Origin of the sequence: Faecalibacterium sp. AF10-46 (assembly GCF_003604105.1) — a bacterium.
GTDB classification, from domain to species: Bacteria; Bacillota; Clostridia; order Oscillospirales; family Ruminococcaceae; genus Faecalibacterium; species Faecalibacterium taiwanense.
In genome coordinates, this window is the sequence record NZ_QVGY01000006.1 from 77242 (window position 1) to 97332 (window position 20091).

18 protein-coding genes and 1 riboswitch are annotated in these 20091 nt (G+C 58.0%); of the genes, 14 read left to right on the forward strand and 4 right to left on the reverse strand.

Going from position 1 to position 20091, the window contains the following annotated elements; genetic code table 11:
* The first annotated feature begins 31 nt into the window (after positions 1–31).
* Positions 32–1417: an alanine/glycine:cation symporter family protein gene (locus tag DWV57_RS08160; protein WP_120020492.1), complete on the forward strand. Its 1386-nt coding sequence runs from the start codon at positions 32–34 to the stop codon at positions 1415–1417.
* A 52-nt stretch (positions 1418–1469) separates the two neighbouring features.
* Here the strand turns inward: DWV57_RS08160 and brnQ are convergent, their stop codons facing one another.
* A complete protein-coding gene (gene brnQ / locus DWV57_RS08165) occupies positions 1470–2750 on the reverse strand; it encodes a branched-chain amino acid transport system II carrier protein (RefSeq protein WP_120020493.1) in 1281 nt (426 codons plus the stop codon).
* Positions 2751–3101: 351 nt separating this feature from the next.
* Between brnQ and DWV57_RS08170 the strand changes: the two genes are divergently transcribed.
* Positions 3102–3869: an ABC transporter permease subunit gene (locus DWV57_RS08170; protein WP_120020494.1), complete on the forward strand. Its 768-nt coding sequence runs from the start codon at positions 3102–3104 to the stop codon at positions 3867–3869.
* Positions 3863–4438 (forward strand): ATP-binding cassette domain-containing protein, encoded by a 576-nt coding sequence (locus DWV57_RS08175; RefSeq protein ID WP_118528994.1) that lies wholly within the window; start codon positions 3863–3865, stop codon positions 4436–4438. Before DWV57_RS08170 ends, DWV57_RS08175 begins: the two co-directional genes overlap by 7 nt.
* Before the next feature lie 112 nt (positions 4439–4550).
* On the opposite strand, the gene DWV57_RS08180 is transcribed toward DWV57_RS08175, so the two are convergent.
* Together DWV57_RS08180 and DWV57_RS08185 are read right to left on the reverse strand one after the other, a co-directional pair.
* Positions 4551–5309, reverse strand: a complete 759-nt coding sequence (locus DWV57_RS08180) for a M23 family metallopeptidase (protein WP_165853680.1) — start codon at positions 5307–5309, stop codon at positions 4551–4553.
* 326 nt (positions 5310–5635) lie between these two features.
* A complete protein-coding gene (locus DWV57_RS08185; RefSeq protein ID WP_097776364.1) occupies positions 5636–6346 on the reverse strand; it encodes a Bax inhibitor-1/YccA family protein in 711 nt (236 codons plus the stop codon).
* A 111-nt stretch (positions 6347–6457) separates the two neighbouring features.
* Between DWV57_RS08185 and hemW the strand changes: the two genes are divergently transcribed.
* From hemW to DWV57_RS08235, 11 genes are all read left to right on the forward strand, one after another.
* Positions 6458–7540, forward strand: a complete 1083-nt coding sequence (hemW, locus tag DWV57_RS08190; protein ID WP_120020496.1) for a radical SAM family heme chaperone HemW — start codon at positions 6458–6460, stop codon at positions 7538–7540.
* Positions 7541–7626: 86 nt separating this feature from the next.
* Positions 7627–8919: an NAD(P)/FAD-dependent oxidoreductase gene (locus DWV57_RS08195; protein ID WP_120020497.1), complete on the forward strand. Its 1293-nt coding sequence runs from the start codon at positions 7627–7629 to the stop codon at positions 8917–8919.
* 345 nt (positions 8920–9264) lie between these two features.
* On the forward strand, positions 9265–9942 hold the full coding sequence (cmk, locus tag DWV57_RS08200; protein WP_120020498.1) for a (d)CMP kinase: 678 nt from the start codon (positions 9265–9267) through the stop codon (positions 9940–9942).
* Positions 9939–10550, forward strand: coding sequence for a lysophospholipid acyltransferase family protein (locus tag DWV57_RS08205; RefSeq protein WP_005944723.1), 612 nt, complete (start codon positions 9939–9941; stop codon positions 10548–10550). The genes cmk and DWV57_RS08205 overlap by 4 nt, the downstream gene beginning before the upstream one ends.
* Before the next feature lie 3 nt (positions 10551–10553).
* The gene (locus tag DWV57_RS08210) at positions 10554–12464 is read left to right on the forward strand and encodes a bifunctional 4-hydroxy-3-methylbut-2-enyl diphosphate reductase/30S ribosomal protein S1 (protein ID WP_120020499.1); all 1911 of its coding nucleotides are present in this window, start codon (positions 10554–10556) and stop codon (positions 12462–12464) included.
* Between the two features lie 248 nt (positions 12465–12712).
* Complete coding sequence (locus tag DWV57_RS08215; protein ID WP_097776369.1) at positions 12713–13333, forward strand: GtrA family protein; 621 nt, start codon at positions 12713–12715, stop codon at positions 13331–13333.
* A gap of 59 nt (positions 13334–13392) precedes the next feature.
* Entirely contained in the window at positions 13393–13527 is a 135-nt protein-coding gene (locus tag DWV57_RS14940) for a hypothetical protein (RefSeq protein ID WP_005944717.1), read from the forward strand.
* Between the two features lie 15 nt (positions 13528–13542).
* A complete protein-coding gene (deoC, locus tag DWV57_RS08220) occupies positions 13543–14208 on the forward strand; it encodes a deoxyribose-phosphate aldolase (RefSeq protein WP_118529008.1) in 666 nt (221 codons plus the stop codon).
* A gap of 241 nt (positions 14209–14449) precedes the next feature.
* Positions 14450–15625, forward strand: a complete 1176-nt coding sequence (locus DWV57_RS08225; protein ID WP_118529010.1) for a GGDEF domain-containing protein — start codon at positions 14450–14452, stop codon at positions 15623–15625.
* 76 nt (positions 15626–15701) lie between these two features.
* Positions 15702–15800: riboswitch (SAM riboswitch) on the forward strand.
* Between the two features lie 119 nt (positions 15801–15919).
* Positions 15920–17074, forward strand: coding sequence for a methionine adenosyltransferase (gene metK / locus DWV57_RS08230; protein ID WP_120020500.1), 1155 nt, complete (start codon positions 15920–15922; stop codon positions 17072–17074).
* Positions 17075–17532: 458 nt separating this feature from the next.
* The gene (locus DWV57_RS08235; protein WP_044954082.1) at positions 17533–18675 is read left to right on the forward strand and encodes a ribose-phosphate pyrophosphokinase; all 1143 of its coding nucleotides are present in this window, start codon (positions 17533–17535) and stop codon (positions 18673–18675) included.
* A gap of 71 nt (positions 18676–18746) precedes the next feature.
* Here the strand turns inward: DWV57_RS08235 and DWV57_RS08240 are convergent, their stop codons facing one another.
* Entirely contained in the window at positions 18747–20081 is a 1335-nt protein-coding gene (locus tag DWV57_RS08240; RefSeq protein WP_120020501.1) for an MATE family efflux transporter, read from the reverse strand.
* Positions 20082–20091: the final 10 nt, after the last annotated feature.

Genomic DNA, 20091 nt, shown 5'->3' on the forward strand with positions numbered 1-20091 from the left:
TCATTCACCCAAAGTACAGGAGGAATCTGCCTTGCTGGTAAATCTTATCGAATCCGTCTATCGCCTTTTGTGGGGCGACTTGTTCACCATCCCGCTGGGCGGCGGCATCGGCATTTCCTTCATGGTGGTGCTGCTGTTCACGGCGGGTATCTGGTTCACCTGCCGCACCCGTCTTTTGCCGGTGCGGCTGTTCCGGGATATGATCGCCGCCGTGTGCGAGAAAAAGCAGGGCAGGGACGGCCTTTCCTCCTTCCAGACGCTGGTCATTTCCACCGCCACCCGCGTGGGCATGGGCAATCTGGTGGGCGTGGTGGCCGCTGTTTCTGCAGGCGGTGCCGGTGCGGTGTTCTGGATGTGGGTCACTGCCATTTTGGGTGCGTCCACCTCCTTTATCGAATCCACCCTTGCCCAGAAATACCGCCAGCCCGACCCGCTGTACGGCGGCTGGCGCGGCGGCCCGGCCTACTATCTGCATGTGCTGGCGGAGCGCAGGCGCGGCAAAAAGCTCAAACGCTCTGTGGCAGCGGCGCTGTTTGCGGTGTCTGGCCTCATCTGCTGGTGCGGCATCAGTCAGGTGATCTCCAACTCGGTCAGTTCTGCGTTTGAAAATGCGTTCCATATTCCGCCGCTTACTACCACACTGGTGCTCACGGCCATTGCGGCGGTGATCGTGCTGCGCAAGAATGCCACCGTGAAAAGTCTGGACGTGATGGTGCCCATCATGGCGGTGTGCTATTTTGTCATCACCGTGGGCGTCGTGCTGTTCAACCTGCCCAAGCTCCCGGCGGTGTTCGGGCGCATCTTTGCGGAAGCGTTCGGTCTGCAGCAGGCCGTGGCTGGCGGCTTTGGTGCTGTGCTGATGAACGGTGTCAAGCGCGGCCTGTTCTCCAACGAAGCGGGCAGCGGTTCGGCACCCTGTGCAGCTGCCGCCGCAGAGTGCGACGACCCGGTCAAGATGGGCTTTGTGCAGGCACTTGGCGTGCTGATCGATACGGTGGTGATCTGCAGCTGCACGGCTTTTTTGATGCTGCTGGTGCCGCAGGAGATCACGGAAGGACTTGCGGGCATGGACCTTTTGCAGACTGCCCTGCAGTACCATCTGGGCGGCTTTGGCGTCGTGTTCATTGCGGCCACGCTGGCGCTGTTCAGCTTTTCCACCTTTCTGGGCGTTTTGTACTATGCCCGCGGCAATGTGGCCTATCTGTGCGGCGACAACTGGTGGAGCCAGACCGTGTATAAGCTGATCGCGCTGGCCATGCTGGTGATCGGCGGTATGCAGGCCTACACGGTGGTGTGGGATCTGGGCGACGTGGGCATCGGCCTGATGACTATTTTCAACATGATAGCCTTGGTGCCCATGGCAAAGGAAGCGCTTGCCGCCCTGAACGACTACGAAAAACGCAAAAAACTGCAGTAAATAGCAAAGGCCCGGCTCCCTGTAACATGGGAACCGGGCCTTTCAGGTTATTTTATTGCAGATCAGATTTGTTTAAAAGCAGTCCGGCTGCCAGTCCCACCGCTGCAGGCAGCACCCAGCCAAAGCCCATGCTGCCCAGCGGCAGAGCGTTGGCGGCGGCAGATACTGCCCCCAGCGGCAGCGCAGCGGCGATGCTCTGCAGGGCGGTCAGGCCCATGCACAGCGGATACACCGCCCGGTGCTTTTCAAGGCCCGGCATAAAGGAAAGCAGGATCAGCACGATGGCTGCGGGATAAATGGCGTTCAGCACCGGAGTGGACAGCCGGATGATGGCAGCAAGGCCGAGGTTCGATACCAGCATACTGGCCACAGCAAAAAAAGCTGCGATGGCAGGGTAGGGGATGCGGGGCAGCAGCTGATGAAAATACTGACCCACGCAGGCGATCAGGCCCACGCAGGTGTTGAAGCATGCGATCACAAAAATGGCTGCGACCAGTACAAGGCCCGCCCGGCCGAACAGCGTTTGCGCCAGAGCGGTAAGCACCTCGGCACCGGTGGCAAGGCCCGGATACACCGTGCCGGTCTCGGCCCCGGCGTGGCCCAGCATGGCGTACACCACCAGCATCAGTCCGCCTGCAATAAAACCGGCCCGGATGGTGCCGCCCTCCACGGCACGGCTTTCTGTGACACCCCGGGCGCGGATGTTCAGGGCGATGACCGCGCCAAAATTCAGCCCGGCCAGCGTGTCCATGGTCTGGTAGCCGTACAGGATGCCCTGCACAGCGGGCAGGGCTGCGTACTCTGCGCTGGGTGTGCCGTAGTGTGCCGCCAGCGGATGGATGAGACACCCGGCAAACAGCACCACGATGAGCACGATCAGGCAGGGGCAGAGGATGCGGCCCAGCCAGTCGGTAAGCTTTTCCGGCCGCAGCGCCACCAGAAAGGCCGCTGCAAAAAACAGCACCGAGTAGGCCAGCTGCAGCCCGGTACCGCCGCCTATCAGCGGCACCAGCATCTGGAAGGAGGTACTGGCGGTGCGGGGGATGGCAAGGCAGGGCCCGATGGAAAGATACACCAGAATGGTGAACACCATGGCGAACACCGGATGCACCCGGCCGGCAAGCTTATCCAGACCGCCTGCCCGTGCCACAGCCACCACGCCCGCAATGGGCAGGCCGACGGCGCTGACGGCAAGGCCCGCAAAGGCAGGCCAGAGGCTGGTACCGGCCTGTGCGCCCAGATGCGGCGGGAAGATCAGATTGCCTGCACCAAAAAACATGGAAAACAGTGTAAAGCCGACCAGAAGCAGATTTTTGCCGGAAAGCTTCTGCATAGGACAGACACCTCATTTCTTTCTTGCATCAAAGATGACAGAGATTTATACAGCTCAGTTTATCGTTTTATTGATTTCATGTCAAGAAAGAAAAACATGAAGAAAAGTAATGGCAGGCATGATAAGCTCTTATGCATCATGATGCACGGGTCATTGGCGTTTGGAAAAAGATGTGGTATTATAATGCATAATGTAGAACTGAGCAGGCCATCAGGGCGCTTTCTTCGCGAAATTCGGGGCTTCCAGCTCCCGCCCTGTTGCCTTATGGCAACAGGGTCCTATCCTCGGATCATTTGCTGAAGAAATTCCCTGCCGTCCTGCATTTATTTATAATCAGGAGCAGGTAAGTTTATGAAGCGACATAAACAATTTTTTCAGCGGCTGGGCGCTGCGGCCTTCTGGCTGGCGGTGTGGCAGTGCGCCGCCATGGCGGTGGGACAGGAGGTGTTCCTTGTTTCGCCGGTGCAGGCGCTGCGCACCCTTTTGCAGCTTCTGCCGCAGGCAGAGTTCTGGCAGCGGGTGGGCTTCAGCTCCGGACGCATCCTGCTGGGCTTCGGGCTGGGCGTGGCCGTAAGCATCGTGCTGGCTGTGGCCGCACAGGCGTGGCACACGGCAGATGTGCTGCTTGCTCCGGTGCTGCAGCTGGTCAAAGCCACGCCAGTGGCAAGCTTTATCATTCTGGCGCTGGTGTGGGTGCGGGGGGCATCGCTTTCGGTGCTCATCAGCTTTTTAATGGTGCTGCCCGTGCTGTACGGTGCGGTGCGCATCGGCATCCAGAGCGCAGACCCACAGCTGTTGGAGATGACGAAGGTGTTTCGCCTGCCGCTGGGCCGACGGCTGCGGGCGGTGTGGCTGCCTGCGGTACTGCCGGCTTTCCGGCAGGGATGCAGTGTGGCCCTTGGCATCTGCTGGAAGAGCGGCGTTGCCGCTGAGGTGATCGGCCTGCCCAATGGCAGCATCGGCGATGCACTCTACCGGGCCAAGATCACCCTTTCCACCGGGGAGCTGTTCGCATGGACGTTTGTGATCATCCTGCTCAGCGCCGGGTTTGAAAAGCTGTTCCTGCTGCTTCTGGACTGCGTGACCCGCGCCGTGACCGGGGAGGTGCCGCAATGCTGACCATCGAGCATCTGACAAAACAGTTCGGGGAGAAAACGCTTTTCCGGGATCTCTGCCTCACGGTGGAAGGCCCGGCGGTGCTGTGGGCACCCAGCGGCTGGGGCAAGACCACATTGCTGCGCATCCTCATGGGGCTGGAAGAACCCACTTCTGGCATAGTACAGGGCGTTGGCCGGGTGGCAGCAGTGTTTCAGGAAGACCGGCTCTGCCCACAGCTGACAGCTGTGCAGAACGTGACGCTGGTATTGCCCGGCAGTGCGGAACAATACAAGGAGCAAATCATAAAAGATTTTCAACAGTTTGGCATGGATGCTGCCGCACTGGCCCTGCCTGCCGCACGGCTTTCCGGCGGACAGAAGCGCCGCACGGCTCTGCTGCGGGCTTTGTGGGCCGCCAGCGATACGCTGCTGTTAGACGAACCCTTTACCGGCATGGACCCGGACACCCTTGCCGCTGCTGCGGCGCTGCTGCGGGAGCGCTGCGGAGAAAAGCCTGTCTTGCTGGCTACCCACGACCGCGAAGCCATCCGCCTTCTGGGCTGGCCGGTGGTTGAGCTGGAAAATGCCTGAGCCTGCATCTATCCTGTAGAATGAAAAATCGGAAAGACCAGAACGGCCTTTCCGATTTTTTGCTGCTTGGAATATTTTACTGAAAAATACGCAGGGGATACGGCGGACTGCATCAGTTCAGCAGCTTTGCCGGGTCAAGGTACTGCTCACCCTGCAGTACTTCCAGATGGATATGCGTCTCCTCGGCGCATTCGTTGGGAATGCTGCCTGCACGGCCAAGTATCTGGCCCACACTCACTTCATCGCCGGTCTGCACCGTGGGGTCGGCTGTGCCGCACACCCGCCACAGGTGCCCGGCGCTGTCCTCGATGCACACCACACTGCCCCAGCGGCTATCGGTGTCCACGGCGGTCACCTTACCGGCGGCGGGAGCACACACCTGTGCATCCTGCGCACAGGCGTAGTCCACACCGTTGTGGGTGCGCCAGTCGCCAAGGGTACTGCTGTACACCAGCTCATCGCCGCTGTAGGCGTTCAAGACCCTGCCCGAGACGGGCTGCGTGGAGGCAGGCGCTGCTGAACTGCTGGCAGGCGAGGATGCGCCCTGCAGTGCGGAGGGTTCGTGCACCAAACCAGAGCCAGACTGCGCCCCAGAAGAGGACGCAGAGGATGCGGGCTTGGGTACATTTGCCGAAGATTCTGCGGCGTCGGTCACGGGCTGCTGCCATACATCGTCCTCCTGTGGGTCAAGGGTGAGCTGCGGCTCCGGGGCAGGTTCTTCCTGCGGGGTCGTCAGGTCGTCGTAGCTCTTTTTCAGTTCATCCCGCACGGTGCGCACTGCCCACACGCCCGCCGCTGCGGCTGCGACGAGACAGGCCAGCAGTGCCAGTGTAAAGCCCCTGCTGCGCAAAAACTTTTTGATCTGCTCCATTGTCGTTACTCCCATCTGCTGCATTGTGTACGCATTGCTTCTGGGCTTAGTGTGGGACAGCAGGGCAGGTTTTATGCACGGAACGATTTAAAATGGCCTCCATTTCATTCTGGCCATAATAGCGGAATTGTATTTATAGTGATGCAGAACCGGTCAGACTGCGGTCTGACCGGTTCTGCGTTTTCATGAGAGGGCCGCAGCCGGAAAATGCATCTTCCCTCTATGGCCTTCTGTGTTGATACCCAGAGCGAAGCGGAGGATATTCTAAATGATAGTACCAAACAAAAAGGCCCTCCCTTTTCGGGAGAGCCCTTGCAGATCAAAAATCAGTTGCGGCGGCGGCTGTTCATGCCCAACAGGCGTACAACATACAGGAAGATGTTGATGAAGTCCAGATACAACGTCAGTGCGCCGTAGATGGAAGCCTTCTCGGCCAGCTCGCCGTCATAGGCGTAGTAGGAGAACATCTGGCTCAGTTTCTGGGTGTCGTAGGCGGTCAGCAGCATGAACACCACCAGACCGACAGCGCTGTACAGCACCGTGGTAAGGAAGCTCATGCCGAACAGCATGCCCACAAAGCCGGTGATGATGAGCGCGAACAGGCCCATCATCAGCTTGGGACCCCAGCCGGACAGATCCTTGTGGGTAGTAGTGCCGTAGACCGCCATCAGGCCGAAGTACAGCGAGGTGGCAAGGAAGGCCAGCACCAGAGTGCCCAGATCAAATACCAGGAAGTAGTAGCTCAGCACCATGCCGTTGAGCAGTGCATAGGCAAAGAAGGTGGCTCTTGCACCGCCCACCGACATGTTCTGCACGCGGGAGCTGAGCACATACACCAGCACCAGCTCTGCGATGGTGAACACCAGATACAGCGAGTTGACAACGTACAGCAGCGGGGTAGCGGCTGTAACGAACGCCGCTGCAAAGGTGATGAGCAGGCCTGCCGCCATCCAGCGGTAGGTGCGGTTCATATAGTCAGCCGAGGTCATGGCAGGCTCCGTGTAGCCTCGATCGTAACCATTGTAATTGTAATCCATATGGGACTCCTCCAGTCTCTTTCTGCCGGAACACTTTTTCCTTGCTCCGGTCTACGGAATATAGTATACTGCATAGAAATGAACGTTTCATGAAAAAGGCTGTGATATTGTATGTCTCTTGGACTTTATTTACACATTCCGTACTGTTTTTCCAAATGCAGATACTGCGATTTCTATTCCCATCCCGGTGAGCGCGGCGTACCGGAAGCTTATGTGAATGCTCTTTTGCGGGAGCTTTCCCGCTTTGCGCCGGAAGCACCTCTGCAGCCGGACACCCTTTATTTTGGCGGCGGCACGCCCAGCCTGCTGCGCCCGGAGCAGGCAAAACGGCTGATCGATGCGGCCCGGCCGATGCCGGGGGCCGAGATCACACTGGAAGCAAACCCGGAGACGGTGACGGAAGAAAGTCTTGCAGGCTTCCGGGAGGCGGGAGTGAACCGTATCTCCTTCGGGGTGCAGTCTGCCCGGGATACCCAGCTGCGCACACTGGGCAGGCCGCACACGGCAAAGCAGGCGCGGGCTGCATTTGCCGCCGCCCGGCGCGCAGGGTTTACGAACATCAGCGGCGACATCATGCTGGCACTGCCGCACTACACCGAAGCCGAGTTTGACGAAACGCTGGAACTGATCGAGGGTGGCGGGGCTACCCATATTTCGGCATATCTGCTGAAGATCGAGCCGGATTCGGCCTTTGGAAAGCATCCACCCGAAGGCCTGCCCACCGGCGATGAAGCCGCCGATTTTTACCTTTATGCAGTGGAACAGCTGGAACACCACGGCTACAAACAGTACGAGATCTCCAACTTTGCAAAGCCCGGCTATGAGGGCAGACACAACCTCATTTACTGGGACTGCGGCGACTATCTGGGCCTTGGCCCGGCGGCGCACTCCTGCATGGGCGGCAGACGGTTCTACTACCCGCCGGACACCGCCGCTTTCCTGAACGATGCCGCCGCCCCGGTGATGGACGGCAGCTGCGGCGCAGAGGACTACCTTATTTTACAGCTGCGTCTGCGCAAAGGCCTTTCGCTGGATGCATACAAAAAACTTTACGGGAAAGAATTTTCCACCGCACAGCTGGCCTTTGTGCAAAACTGCGTCCGGGCGGGCTATGCAAGCTTTGACGGCCGCACCCTTGCCCTGACCCCGGCGGGTCTCATCGTGCAGAACAGCATCCTTGCCCAGCTGTTGTAATTGGCAGAAATACGGCAACACATTGCTTTTGTGTGTCGATTCTGGTATGATATACTCGTATTATCAGGCGATGGGAGAGAAAACGGATGGCGAAAGTATTGATCGTCGGCGCAGGCGCGGCAGGACTGATGGCGGCGGGTGCCGCCGTGCGGGAGGGGCATCAGGTGACGGTGCTGGAACACATGAACAAGCCCGGCCAGAAGATCCTTGTCACCGGCAAGGGCCGCTGCAATGTGACCAACGACTGCCCGGCGGAGGAATTTCTGCGCCATGTGCGCACGAACCCGCGCTTTCTGTATTCGTCGCTGGGGGCCTTTCCACCGGCAAAGACCATGGAACTGTTCGAGGGCCTTGGCGTGGAGCTGAAGGTGGAGCGCGGCCGCCGGGTGTTTCCAGTATCGGACAAGGCCGAGGAGATCCGGCAGGCTCTTTTGCGCTATGCGCAGGATGCTGAACTCGTGCATGACGGCGCGAAAAAGCTGCTGCTGGAAGAGGTAACACCGGAGCCGGAAGCAGCTCCCGCCGCACCGGAAAACCCGCGCCACCCCAAAAAGAAAAAGGCAGGCCCGGCACTGCGGTGCATCGGTGTGCGGGGCACCTCCGGCCGGGAGTACCGGGCGGATGCCGTGCTGGTGGCCACCGGCGGCGTGAGCTACCCCACCACCGGCTCTACCGGCGACGGCTACAAACTGGCCCAGCAGGCCGGGCACACCCTCATCGAGCCGGTGCCCAGTCTGGTCAGTCTTGTGAGCCATGACGCGGACTGCAAAAAGATGATGGGCTTGGCGCTGAAAAACGTCACCCTGACCCTGTTCGAGGACGGCAAGGCCATTTTTGACGAGCAGGGCGAAATGCTGTTCACTCATTTTGGCATCAGCGGCCCGCTGACTTTGAGCGCCTCCAGCCATCTGGGCGACATGAAAAAACACAAGTATCATGCGGAGATCGACCTGAAGCCAGCCCTCAGCGAGGAGCAGCTTTACGACCGCATCACGCGGGATTTTGCCCTGCTGGCAAACCATGCAGCGCAGGGCGCGCTGGTAAAGCTTTTGCCGTCCAGTATGCAGCCGGTGATGGTGGCGCGCTGGGGCATCGACCTGGCTACCAAGGCAAACCAGATCACCCGGGAGCAGAAGAGGGAGCTGGTGCAGCTGATGAAGCACTGGCGGGTGTCCATTGATGCCCGGGGCGATCTGGCCCACGCGGTGATCACCAGCGGCGGCGTGTCCGTGCGCGAGGTAGACCCCAGGACGATGCAGAGCAAAAAGGCGATGGGCCTTTACTTTGCAGGCGAAGTGCTGGATGTGGATGCCTATACCGGCGGCTACAACCTGCAGATCGCCTTCTGCACTGCACAGGCATTTGCAAATAATCTGTAATTACAGATAAAACAATTTTAAATGCCCTCCGCGCTGCTCTGGGCATATTTATTGGAATAGATTTTTTTGATTTGTATTTTGAAAACGACTGCGGTCGTTTTCAAAATACGTTTTCACAAAAAGAGTTGTTGCCGGGATAGTCTCACAGACCGCTGCGCAACTGTTCCTGAAGGGAACGAGCAGCAATGCAGTTCTCCGTTATGGCCCCATCCGGTGAAAATGTGTTTGGAACGCTCCGCAGAGCGCGACAAACACAAAAATATTAAAATGATTTTCCGCTGAAGATGGCCACAGCGCATGCGGAGGCCATTTTAAATCGTTCAGTTTAAAAAGGAGAGATACAATATGGTATCTGTTGCGATCGACGGGCCTGCAGGCGCAGGCAAATCCACGCTGGCACGCCGTCTGGCGGCTGAGCTGGGCTATATTTATGTGGATACCGGTGCCATGTACCGCGCCATCGGCCTGTATGCCCTGCGTGCGGGCAAGGACCCCAAGGACAACGCAGCGGTCAACGCGCTGCTTCCCCAGATCGAGCTGCGGCTGGCCTCCATTGAGGGCGAGCAGCACATTTATTTAAAGGAAGAGGACGTCAGCACCGCCATCCGCACCGAGGCCGCAGGTATGGCTGCCTCTGCCGTGGGCGCAAACCCGGCTGTGCGCGCCTTTCTGCTGGAACTGCAGCGGGATATGGCAAAGAAACAGGATGTGCTGATGGACGGCCGCGACATCGGCACGGTGGTGCTGCCGGATGCCACGGTGAAGATCTTCCTCACCGCCACGCCGGAAGCCCGCGCCACACGCAGGTGGAAAGAGTATCAGGCCAAGGGCATCGATACTCCCTATGAAGAGGTTCTGGCCGACGTGAAGCAGCGGGACTATCAGGACACCCACCGTGACGCTGCACCCCTGAAGCGGGCGGACGATGCCGTGCTGCTGGATACTTCGGAGCTGGATTTTGAACAGAGCCTTGCTGCAATGAAGAAGATCATTGCGGAGAAAGTGAATCAAACGATAAAATGATATTATATTACATCTTAGTGCCCTTTGCGTGGCTTTTGTGGCATATCGGCTTCCGCATCCATGTAGAGGGCCGCGAAAACCTGAAAAAGGTGCAGACAAAGGGCTGCATCCTTGCGCCCACCCATGTCTCCGCCATCGACCCGGTGTTCATCGTGGTCACCCGGTGGGGCAGGCGGATGATCGTGTTCGCCAAGAAGGAACTGTTCGAGATCAACGCCCTGCTCACATGGTTCTTCCGCTGCTGCGGCGCGGTGTGCGTGCGCGGCACAAAGGATGAAATGGCTGCCATTGAGCAGACCGTAGAAAAGTGCAGAAACGGCGAAACACTGCTCATCTTCCCGGAGGGCACCCGCGAAAAGGACGGGAAGCTTCTGCCGCCCAAGAGCGGACTGTTCGTCATTGCGGCGGGGGCCGGGGTGGACGTAGTGCCCTGCCGCATCCTGTACGATACGCCGGATGGAAAGATGCACCTGTTCTGCAAAGTACGGGTGATCTACGGCGAGCCGATGCCTGCAGAGCAGTTTGCTATGGAGAGCCGCCGAGACACCAAAAAGCTGCGTGCCAACAAGCAGGCCCTGCTGGATGCGTGGGAAAAGATGGGGGCGTAAAAGATGGAGATCCGAGTTGCCAAAACGGCGGGGTTCTGCTTTGGTGTCAAGCGGGCGGTGGACCTGACCTATGGCCTGCTGAACGAAGGCTGCAAGGTGGCCACCCTCGGCCCGCTGATCCATAACCCGCAGGCTGTGGAGGATATGCAGAAAAAGGGTGCCCTTGTGGCGGATGCCATCGCCGATGTGCCCGCCGGGTACGAGGCGGTCATCCGCAGCCACGGTGTGCCGCGCACTGTGTACGACGAGCTGGATGCGCGCGGCATCACTTACCATGATGCCACCTGCCCCTTCGTGCAGAAGATCCAGCGCATTGCCGCCGAGGCCGAAAAGGCGGGGGGGGTGCTGCTGGTGGCAGGCGACAAGACCCATCCGGAGGTGCAGGGGATCGTGGGCCACACCCGCGGAGAGGTGTTCGTTTTTGCCGATCTGGCCGAGTTGAAGGCATGGAAAGGCCCCTCTGACCCGCAAAAACCCCTGTTTGCAGTTGCACAGACCACATTTCAGGTTACAAAATGGCAAGAAAGTTCGGAGTTTCTCAAAAAAGCCTATACAAACGCCCGAATTTTTGATACAATATGTAATGCGACGTGGGCGAGGCAACAGGAAGCGGAAGACCTCAGCCAAAAATGCGACATCGTTGTTGTCATTGGCGGTCATCATTCTTCCAATACCCAAAAGCTGGTACAGGTCGCCGCAAAACACACGCGTGCCGTAACGGTCGAGACAGCGAGCGAACTTCGGCCGGAATGGTTTGCAGATGTTAAAGTGGCGGGCGTGACAGCCGGGGCTTCAACGCCATCGTCTATTATTGAGGAGGTACTTAACAGTATGAGCGCAGAAATCAATGACAGCATGAGCTTTGAGGAGATGCTGAATGCATCCGAGGAAAAGCGTGTTCATGCAGGCAGTATTGTGAAAGGAATCGTGACCAGCATCTCTGCCAACGAGATCCAGGTGGATATCGGAGCGAAGCAGACCGGCTTTGTCAAGCTGAGCGAGCTGACCGATGATTCCTCCGCCAAGGTCGAAGACCTGGTGAAGGTTGGCGATGAGCTGGACCTCATCGTCGAGAAGGTTATGGATCAGGATGGCGTCATCCAGCTCTCCCGCAAGAAGCTCGCATCTCGCAAGGGCATGGAAGAGATCGCTAAGGCCGCTGAGTCCGGCGAGGTCGTCGAGGGCGATGTCACCGAGTTCAACAAGGGCGGCGTTGTGGTCAACGTCAAGGGTGTCAAGGTGTTCGTTCCTCGTTCTCAGGCTACTATGCGCCGTGATGAGGACTACACCGCTCTGGTTGGCCAGCACGTTCAGCTGGTTGTCACCGAGTGCTCCGGCCGCAAGATCGTCGGCAGCATCAACAAGGTGACCGCTGAGCAGAACAAGGCAAAGCGTGAAGAGTTCTGGGCAAACGTTGAGGTGGGCAAGACCTACACCGGCGTTGTCAAGAGCCTGACTTCTTACGGTGCATTCGTCGATATCGGCGGTGTGGACGGTCTGTGCCACATCAGCGAGCTGAGCTGGAACCGCATCAAGCATCCTTCCGAGGTCGTCTCCGTTGGCGACACCATCGAGGTGTATGTGAAGGATATCGACACCGAGAACCACAAGGTCTCTCTGGGCTACAAGAAGGCCGAGGACAACCCCTGGGAGCAGCTGAAGAATAACTACCCCATCGGCAGCACCTTCCATGCTCCGGTCGTCTCCCTGACCAAGTTCGGTGCATTCGTCCGCATCCTGCCGGGTGTGGATGGTCTGGTCCACATCAGCGAGATCAGCAATGACCGCGTTGAGAAGGTCTCTGACGCACTGAAGGTCGGCGATATGGTCGATGTGAAGCTGCTGGATGTGGACTTCGACAAGAAGCGCATCAGCCTGTCTATGAAGGCCCTGCTGAACGACGACGCTGAGTAATCAGCCTTTCGTTCGGAAGAAAAGCTTCTGACACAATGCGATCAACAGCCCCGTTGCCGGGAAAACGGCGGCGGGGCTGTTTTTGTTAAGGGAGAAACCCTTCTCAGTCACGGCTTGCGCCGCGACAGCTCTCCCGAAGGGCGAGCTTTTAACAGTGAGCAAAAAAGTTTGAGGAAAACTGACAAAACCTCTCCCTTTCGGGAGAGGTGGACGCGAACAACGTGAGCGGACGGAGAGGGTTATTTTTTATGATAAAATTTTTCAAGAAACACTGGGAAGTGCTGAGCTATCTGGTTTTCGGTGTGCTGTGCACCCTGCTGAACATTGTGCTGTATGCGCTGTTCAACAAGCTGTTCGGCTATACAGCCGCCAACAGCTGGGGCAATGTGCTGGATAACATCATCTGCATCTTGTTTGCCTACTGCACCAACCGCGCCTTTGTGTTCCACAGCAAAACGCAGGGCAAGGCCATGGCGAGAGAATTTGGTGCATTTGTCACCTGTCGTCTGGGTACAATGCTGCTGGACACCGCAATTATGCTGGTGCTGGGCAATCTGCTGGCTGCGCAGGGTGCAGCGCTGATGGACGAGCTGATGCAGGGGGTGCTGAGCGTGGTGGCCCACTGGCTTAGCCCGGATACGGCCATCCAGATGGCAGCCTCCTATGCAGGCACACCGGCGGGGGTCACGGATGGCTCTGCCGCCATTGCCGTCATCGGCGGTGCAGACGGCCCCACGGCGATCTTCGTTACCAGCCGCTACAATGCGCAGGCACTGTGGGGCCTTGCCGTGAAGGTCTTTTCCAATGTACTGGTGATCGTGCTGAACTATGTGTTCAGCAAGCTGATCATCTTTAAAAATCGCAAGTGAGATATTTTCTCTGCCGCAGGTGGAGAAAATATCCAATATAATTTAGGAGGTACGGTTTTATGAAGCGTGGTCTGAAAGGTTTTGCATTTCTGGTCTCCGGTCTGGTGCTGGGCATCATTGGTGCAACGGTCTCTGCAACTGCAATTGCCCTGAGTGCTGTCGGCATGGCAAAGGTGCGCCGTGCCAGCAAGTAAAAAGGAGAAACAAACATGACTCGTGAAGAAATTCTCTCCCATGTCGATCACACCCTGCTGAAGCCGGAGGCCACCTGGCCCCAGATCCAGACCCTGTGTGACGAAGCCATTGCCAACCACACCGCATCCGTCTGCATCAACACCTGCTACGTCAGGCAGGCTGTGGAGTACATGGCGGGCCGCATCCCGGTATGCTGCGTGGTAGGCTTCCCTCTGGGTGCCATGGATACCGCCAGCAAGGCGTTTGAAGCCAAGACTGCCATTGAGAATGGTGCCGCCGAGGTGGATATGGTCATCAACATCGGCCGCCTGAAGAACAAGGAGTACGATGCCGTGCGCGAGGACATCCGCGCCGTGAAGCAGGCGGTGGGCGACAAGGTCCTGAAGGTCATCATCGAGACCTGCCTGCTGACCGACGAGGAAAAGGAAAAGATGTGCGATATCGTCTGCGAGGCAGGCGCTGACTACATCAAGACCAGCACCGGCTTCTCCACTGCCGGTGCCAACTTCCACGATGTGGAGCTGATGGTCAAGGGCGTGCATGGCCGCTGCAAGGTCAAGGCTGCCGGCGGCATCTCCACCGTGGAGGATATGGAGACCTTCCTGGCGCTGGGTGCTGACCGTCTGGGAACCTCCCGCGCTGTCAAAATTCTGAACGGCGAGCAGGCAAAGGGCTATTGATCTTTCTGCGAAAAAATGCAATTATAAATAATATTTCCGCAGAACAGAATCAGAGCACACGCGGAGGCTGTTCTGGATCGTCTGGCTTTCCCAAGGGCCGCTGCACAAATTGCTGTGCAGCGGCCTTTTTGCGCCCAAGTCTTGCAAGCGGGGCACAGCAGGGTGTATAATACAGATAGATCCTGTATAAAACAGGAGGCTGTCTGCCTTATGGGGTAAGGCGGGCAGAAGAGGAAATGCAATGAATATACCCGAGATCCTTGTGGCCAATGGCACAGGGGCGGTGCTGGTATGCTTTCTGCTTTTACTGCGGGTGCGCGGCGAGAGTAAAAACAGCGTGGGAACAGCGCTGTTCTGCCGGATTCTGGTGGTGACGCTGCTGGCACAGGCCACAGAGACGATCAGCTTTCTGCTGGACGGCGTGCCCGGCGCGGCAAGCCGGTTCTGGCTGTACCTGACCAACACCGTCTGCACCGGCGCTACCGTGTGCGTGGGCTATGCGTGGTGCTTGTATGTGGACTTCCGGGTCTACCGCAGCACCGGACGCCTGCGCAGAAGGCATCTGCTGCTGGGCGTGCCGCTGCTGGCTGTTCTGGCGCTGCTGGCGGCGAACCTTTTCGGCACAGGATGGATCTTTACCATCTCCGCGGACAACGTTTACCATCGCGGTCCGCTGAACAGTTTGCTTTACCTGCTGCTGTTCGGCTATTATGCCGAGAGCGTGTGGCAGGTGCATAAGGCCAGGCGCGATGGCGTTACGGTGGAGTTTTTCCCGGTGTACTATTTTGTGATTACCTGTGCGGTGGGCACGGTGCTGCAGGGCGCGTTCTACGGTATGGCCTTCGGCTGGCTGTCAGTAGCCATCGCCTTTGTGTTTGTGGACAGTCAGACCCGGAGCCTGCGAGGTTATACCGATGAACTGTCCGGTCTGTTTGGGCGCAAGTACATGAACTACTGTCTGGAGCACATCTACGCCACACAGGAGAAGGACGTTTACGGCATCATGATGGACGTGAACTGCTTCAAGGAGATCAACGACACCTACGGTCACGCCGAGGGCGACCGGGCGATCCAGGAGATCGGTCACATCCTGTCCGGGGCGCTGGTGGCAAACTCGGTAGCCATCCGCATGAGCGGCGATGAGTTCATGGTGCTGATCCGGCACGGTTCGGAGGAGATCATGGATAAGACCTGTGCCGCCATCGAGCAGCGAGTGCAGCGCTATAACGCCGCCGCCCCGGCGGGCAGCTTTCAGCTGTCTTTCTCCACCGGTGTGGCAAAGTATGAGGGCGGCAGCGTGGAGAAATTTCTGGTGGAACTGGACGAGCGGATGTATGCGGAAAAGCGCGCCTTCCACGCTGCCCGGAACGGCCATGCTGCACCGGAGCAGGGGAACGCTCCATCAATTTCAGAATAATGTCTAAAAAGAGTGATACTCTTCTTGACAATCTGACGAAGCAATGATAGAATACTGAACGTACCAACTGAATACCGACTTATCAAGAGCGGCTGAGGGGACAGGCCCTGTGAAGCCCGACAACCTGCGCGTGAGCGCAAGGTGCCAAATCCTGCGGGAAACCGAGAGATAAGAGTGCAACGCTCAGAGCTTTCGGGCTCTGGGCGCTTTTATTTTTCGCGCAAAAAGCTTGAACGGAATGTTGGAGCAAGAAATACACACCCTGCCAGTAAAAAAAGTTTAGGAGGCAAAACAATGGCAAGACACCTGTTTACTTCTGAGTCCGTCACTGAAGGACATCCCGACAAGATCTGCGACCAGATCTCGGATGCCATTCTGGACGAGATCCTGACCCACGACCCCGATGCCCGTGTGGCCTGCGAGACCTGTGCATCCACCGGCCTTGTGCACATCATGGGCGAGATCACCACCAATTGCTATGTGGATTTCCAGAAGGTCGTCCGCGAGGTGGTGGCAGATATCGGCTACACCCGCGCAAAGTTCGGTTTTGATGCCGACACCTGTGCCGTCATCTCCAACATCGACGGCCAGAGCCCCGACATCGCACTGGGCACCAACGATCAGGTGGGCGGTGCAGGCGATCAGGGCATGATGTTCGGCTATGCCTGCGATGAGACCCCGGAGCTGATGCCGATGCCCATCAGTCTGGCTCACAAGCTGGCAAAGCGCCTGACCGAGGTGCGCAAGAACGGCGAGATGGACTACCTGCGTCCGGATGGCAAGAGCCAGGTCACTGTGGAGTACGATGAGAACAACAAGCCCGTGCGTGTGGATGCTGTGGTCATCTCCAGCCAGCACAGCGAGAGCGTCAGCATGGAACAGCTGCGCGCCGATGTGATGGAGAAGGTCATCAAGGCCACCATCCCTGCCGAGCTGCTGGACGAGAACACCAAATACTACATTAACCCCACCGGCCGCTTCGTTGTGGGCGGCCCGCAGGGTGACACCGGCCTGACCGGCCGCAAGATCATCGTGGACACCTACGGCGGCTATGCACGCCACGGCGGCGGTGCCTTCTCCGGCAAGGACCCCAGCAAGGTGGACCGCAGCGCTGCCTATGCGACCCGCTGGGTGGCAAAGAACATCGTGGCTGCAGGTCTTGCCAAGCAGTGCGAAGTGCAGGTGGCCTACGCCATCGGCGTGGCAAAGCCTGTGTCCATCATGGTGGACACCTTCGGCACCGGCACCGTCTCGGATGAGAAGATCGAGCAGGCTGTGGAAAAGGTGTTCGACCTGACCCCCGCCGCCATCATCCGCGAACTCGACCTGCGCAAGCCCATCTACCGCAAGCTGGCCGCATACGGCCACATGGGCCGCGAGGATCTGGGCGTGAAGTGGGAGAACACCGACCGCGTGGATGCCCTGAAGGCTGCGGTTGCTGCTCTGTAAGCGGAACACAAAGCACCTATCGCAATCATATAAAATAAGAAGGCATCTGCAACGATCGCTGCTGAGCTTCTGAAGCTCAGCAAATTTGCTGCAGATGCCTTTGTTTTTGCGGCTCTGCCGGGGAGGGCGAACGAGCGAAAACAGCAGAATCTCCGCTGCCGGCACACTGCATTTTTATCTCCCGGAAGAGCGATCCCGGCAGACTGCTCAGACAAAGAAAAGTCTTACTTTTCCACGGAAATCAGCCGAAATTTGCGAAATGGCAAAGAATCGGCTGTCTTTTTGTCGAAAACACACATTCTCTTTGAGAAAAAAGAAAAACAGCTGTGCAAGGCGCAGAAAATCCTGACATGAAACAAATTGATATGGCAGAATCGACGAAATGTGATAAAATAAAACCAGATATGCGCTCTTGTGTGCATGATACGGATCGTAAACAGCAATAAGGAGTTATGACTATGTCTATTGAAATTTCCCCGAAGTCGTTCTTTGAGCAGCCCAGCGTGGCAGATATGCGGCTGATCTCCTGCCCCGGTGCAGAGGAACTGACCGGCCTGATCGACAAGCATCTGGTCCGCTGGGCCAAGGCTGCCGGAATTGACAAAGAGACCTTCATTATTCCTTGCGACTGCCCCCGCTTCCAGAGTGGCGATGCCAAGGGTCTGGTGAAGGAGTCGGTGCGCGGCGACGATATCTTCATCGTGGTCGATCCCGGCAACTACAGCGTGACTTACAAGCTGTTCAACTACGAGAACCACATGTCTCCGGACGATCACTTCGCCAACCTGAAGCGCCTGATCCAGGCAGTGGCCGGCAAGGCACACCGTGTGTCGGTCATTATGCCCAGCCTGTACGGCGGCCGTCAGCATCGCCGTGTGGTGCGCGAAAGTCTGGACTGCGCTGTGGCCCTGCAGGAGCTGCAGACCATGGGTGTGCGCAACATCATCACCTTTGATGCTCATGACCCCCGCGTGCAGAACGCTGTGCCGCTGATGAGCTTTGATAACGCAATGCCCACCTATCAGGTGCTGAAGAGCCTGCTGAAGAAGGACCCGGACCTCTCCTTTGATAAGAGCAAGTTTACCGTGGTCAGCCCGGACGAGGGCGCCATGAACCGCAACATGTACTTCTCCAGCGTGCTGGGCTGCAATCTGGGCATGTTCTACAAGCGCCGCGATTACACCCGCGTGGTGAATGGCCGCAACCCCATCGTTGCCCACGAGTATCTGGGCGAGAGCGTGGAAGGCAAGACCGTCTTTATCGCAGACGACATCATTGCTTCCGGCGAGAGCATGCTGGAGGTCGCCAGCAACCTGAAGGAGCGCGGCGCTGCCAACATCATCGCCAACGCCACCTTCCCCCTGTTCACCAGCGGTCTGGAGAAGTTCGACAAGGCTGTGGCCGAGGGCAAGCTGACCTATGTTGTGGGCACCAACCTGACCTACCGTATGCCTGAGCTGCTCACCCGCGACTGGTATGTGGATGTGGATGTTTCCAAGTACGCTGCATACTTTGTGGTGGCTCTGAACCACGACATGTCTGTTTCCAGCATTATCGACCCGCTGAAGAAGATCGAGAATCTGCTGGCAAGCCGCAAGTAAGTTTAATACGAAAAAGGCTCTGCATCCTTGCGATGCAGAGCCTTTTTCGTATCACAAATCAAATAAAACGATTATAATTCCTCTCCATGGCTGCGCAGATACCGAACCAGCATGGGCAGCTCGTAGAGCAGCATGACGACCCAGCCCACCGCATAGCTGTAAGGCAGAGCTTCAATCTCCATTTTCCACACCAGCACGAACACCGCAGCTGCCGCCACACGGAACACCATGTTGAAGGTGCTGGACACCAGCGTGACCTTCAGATCGCCAATGCCGCGGAAGAAGCCCTGAATGCCATTGGTGGCTGCGGGCATCAGGTAGAACAGGGAAACCGTGCGCAGGAAGCGCACGCCCAGATGGACGACCTCCGGGTCGGTGACGAACAGCTTCATGATAAAGGGCGCACCGGCAAAGCATACAACGGCGATCAGCACGCCGTAAGCGGCCTCGATGCGCATACCGCAGTGGAAGCCCTGCTTCACACGGTTGTGCTTGCCGGCACCCCGGTTCTGCGCCATGAGGGTGGTCATGGCGTGGCCGATGTTCTGCTGCGGGGTATAGGCAAAGTCGTCAATGCGGGAAGCAGCGGTAAAGGCGGCCATGGCGTTGACACCCATGGTGTTCACGATGGCCTGCACCGCGATCTTGCCAAGCTGCACGGTGGCTTGCTGCATGGCGCTGGCCCAGCCGTAGCTGACCGTTTTGCGCAGCAGCTTGCCGTCAAACACCAGCCAGCGCCTGCCCAGCTGCAGGATGGGCACCTTCCAGCGGATGTACAGTACGCACAGCACGCAGCACAGTGCTTCGCTGACCACGGTGGAAAGGGCGCAGCCGTTGCTGCCCCAGTTCAGCACCTGCACAAAGAACAGGTCGCCGCCGATGTTCAGCACAGAGCTGATCATCAGGAAATACAGGGCACTCTTGCTGTCGCCCAGTGCACGCATGGTGGCGGCAAGGAAGTTATAGAAGAAGGTGAAGATCAGGCCTGCAAACACGATGCGCAGGTAGCTGACCGCAATGGGCAGGATATCGGCGGGCACCTGCATTAGCCGCAGCAGGGGCGTGGCCAGAACGACGCATGCTGCCGAGAACGCCAGCGAGAACACGGTGCCTGCAATGGCGGTGGTGGACACCTGACGCTCCATCAGCTGGGTGTCGCCTGCGCCAAAGGCAGTGCTGACCAGAATGCCGGCACCCAGACACATGCCGTTGATAAACAGGATGGCAAGGGTCATGAGCGGGTTGGAAGTGCCGACGGCGGCAAGAGCTTCCTCGCCCACGAACTTGCCCACGATGATGCTGTCGGCGGCGTTGTAGGTGAGCTGGAACAGGTTGCCAAGTACCAGCGGAATGGTAAAACGGATCAGGAGCGGTGTAATGGCTCCCTTTGTCATGTCGTTTGTCATGGAAACTCTA

What these genes read in the sequence shown, in the direction of transcription:
- brnQ (WP_120020493.1), bottom strand. Translation starts at nt 2,750, where the DNA reads ATGCAGAAGCTTTCCGGCAAAAATCTGCTTCTGGTCGGCTTTACACTG.
- DWV57_RS08170 (WP_120020494.1), top strand. Translation starts at nt 3,102, where the DNA reads ATGAAGCGACATAAACAATTTTTTCAGCGGCTGGGCGCTGCGGCCTTC.
- DWV57_RS08175 (WP_118528994.1), top strand. Translation starts at nt 3,863, where the DNA reads ATGCTGACCATCGAGCATCTGACAAAACAGTTCGGGGAGAAAACGCTT.
- DWV57_RS08180 (WP_165853680.1), bottom strand. Translation starts at nt 5,309, where the DNA reads ATGGAGCAGATCAAAAAGTTTTTGCGCAGCAGGGGCTTTACACTGGCA.
- DWV57_RS08185 (WP_097776364.1), bottom strand. Translation starts at nt 6,346, where the DNA reads ATGGATTACAATTACAATGGTTACGATCGAGGCTACACGGAGCCTGCC.
- hemW (WP_120020496.1), top strand. Translation starts at nt 6,458, where the DNA reads ATGTCTCTTGGACTTTATTTACACATTCCGTACTGTTTTTCCAAATGC.
- DWV57_RS08195 (WP_120020497.1), top strand. Translation starts at nt 7,627, where the DNA reads ATGGCGAAAGTATTGATCGTCGGCGCAGGCGCGGCAGGACTGATGGCG.
- cmk (WP_120020498.1), top strand. Translation starts at nt 9,265, where the DNA reads ATGGTATCTGTTGCGATCGACGGGCCTGCAGGCGCAGGCAAATCCACG.
- DWV57_RS08205 (WP_005944723.1), top strand. Translation starts at nt 9,939, where the DNA reads ATGATATTATATTACATCTTAGTGCCCTTTGCGTGGCTTTTGTGGCAT.
- DWV57_RS08210 (WP_120020499.1), top strand. Translation starts at nt 10,554, where the DNA reads ATGGAGATCCGAGTTGCCAAAACGGCGGGGTTCTGCTTTGGTGTCAAG.
- DWV57_RS08215 (WP_097776369.1), top strand. Translation starts at nt 12,713, where the DNA reads ATGATAAAATTTTTCAAGAAACACTGGGAAGTGCTGAGCTATCTGGTT.
- DWV57_RS14940 (WP_005944717.1), top strand. Translation starts at nt 13,393, where the DNA reads ATGAAGCGTGGTCTGAAAGGTTTTGCATTTCTGGTCTCCGGTCTGGTG.
- deoC (WP_118529008.1), top strand. Translation starts at nt 13,543, where the DNA reads ATGACTCGTGAAGAAATTCTCTCCCATGTCGATCACACCCTGCTGAAG.
- DWV57_RS08225 (WP_118529010.1), top strand. Translation starts at nt 14,450, where the DNA reads ATGAATATACCCGAGATCCTTGTGGCCAATGGCACAGGGGCGGTGCTG.
- metK (WP_120020500.1), top strand. Translation starts at nt 15,920, where the DNA reads ATGGCAAGACACCTGTTTACTTCTGAGTCCGTCACTGAAGGACATCCC.
- DWV57_RS08235 (WP_044954082.1), top strand. Translation starts at nt 17,533, where the DNA reads ATGTCTATTGAAATTTCCCCGAAGTCGTTCTTTGAGCAGCCCAGCGTG.
- DWV57_RS08240 (WP_120020501.1), bottom strand. Translation starts at nt 20,081, where the DNA reads ATGACAAACGACATGACAAAGGGAGCCATTACACCGCTCCTGATCCGT.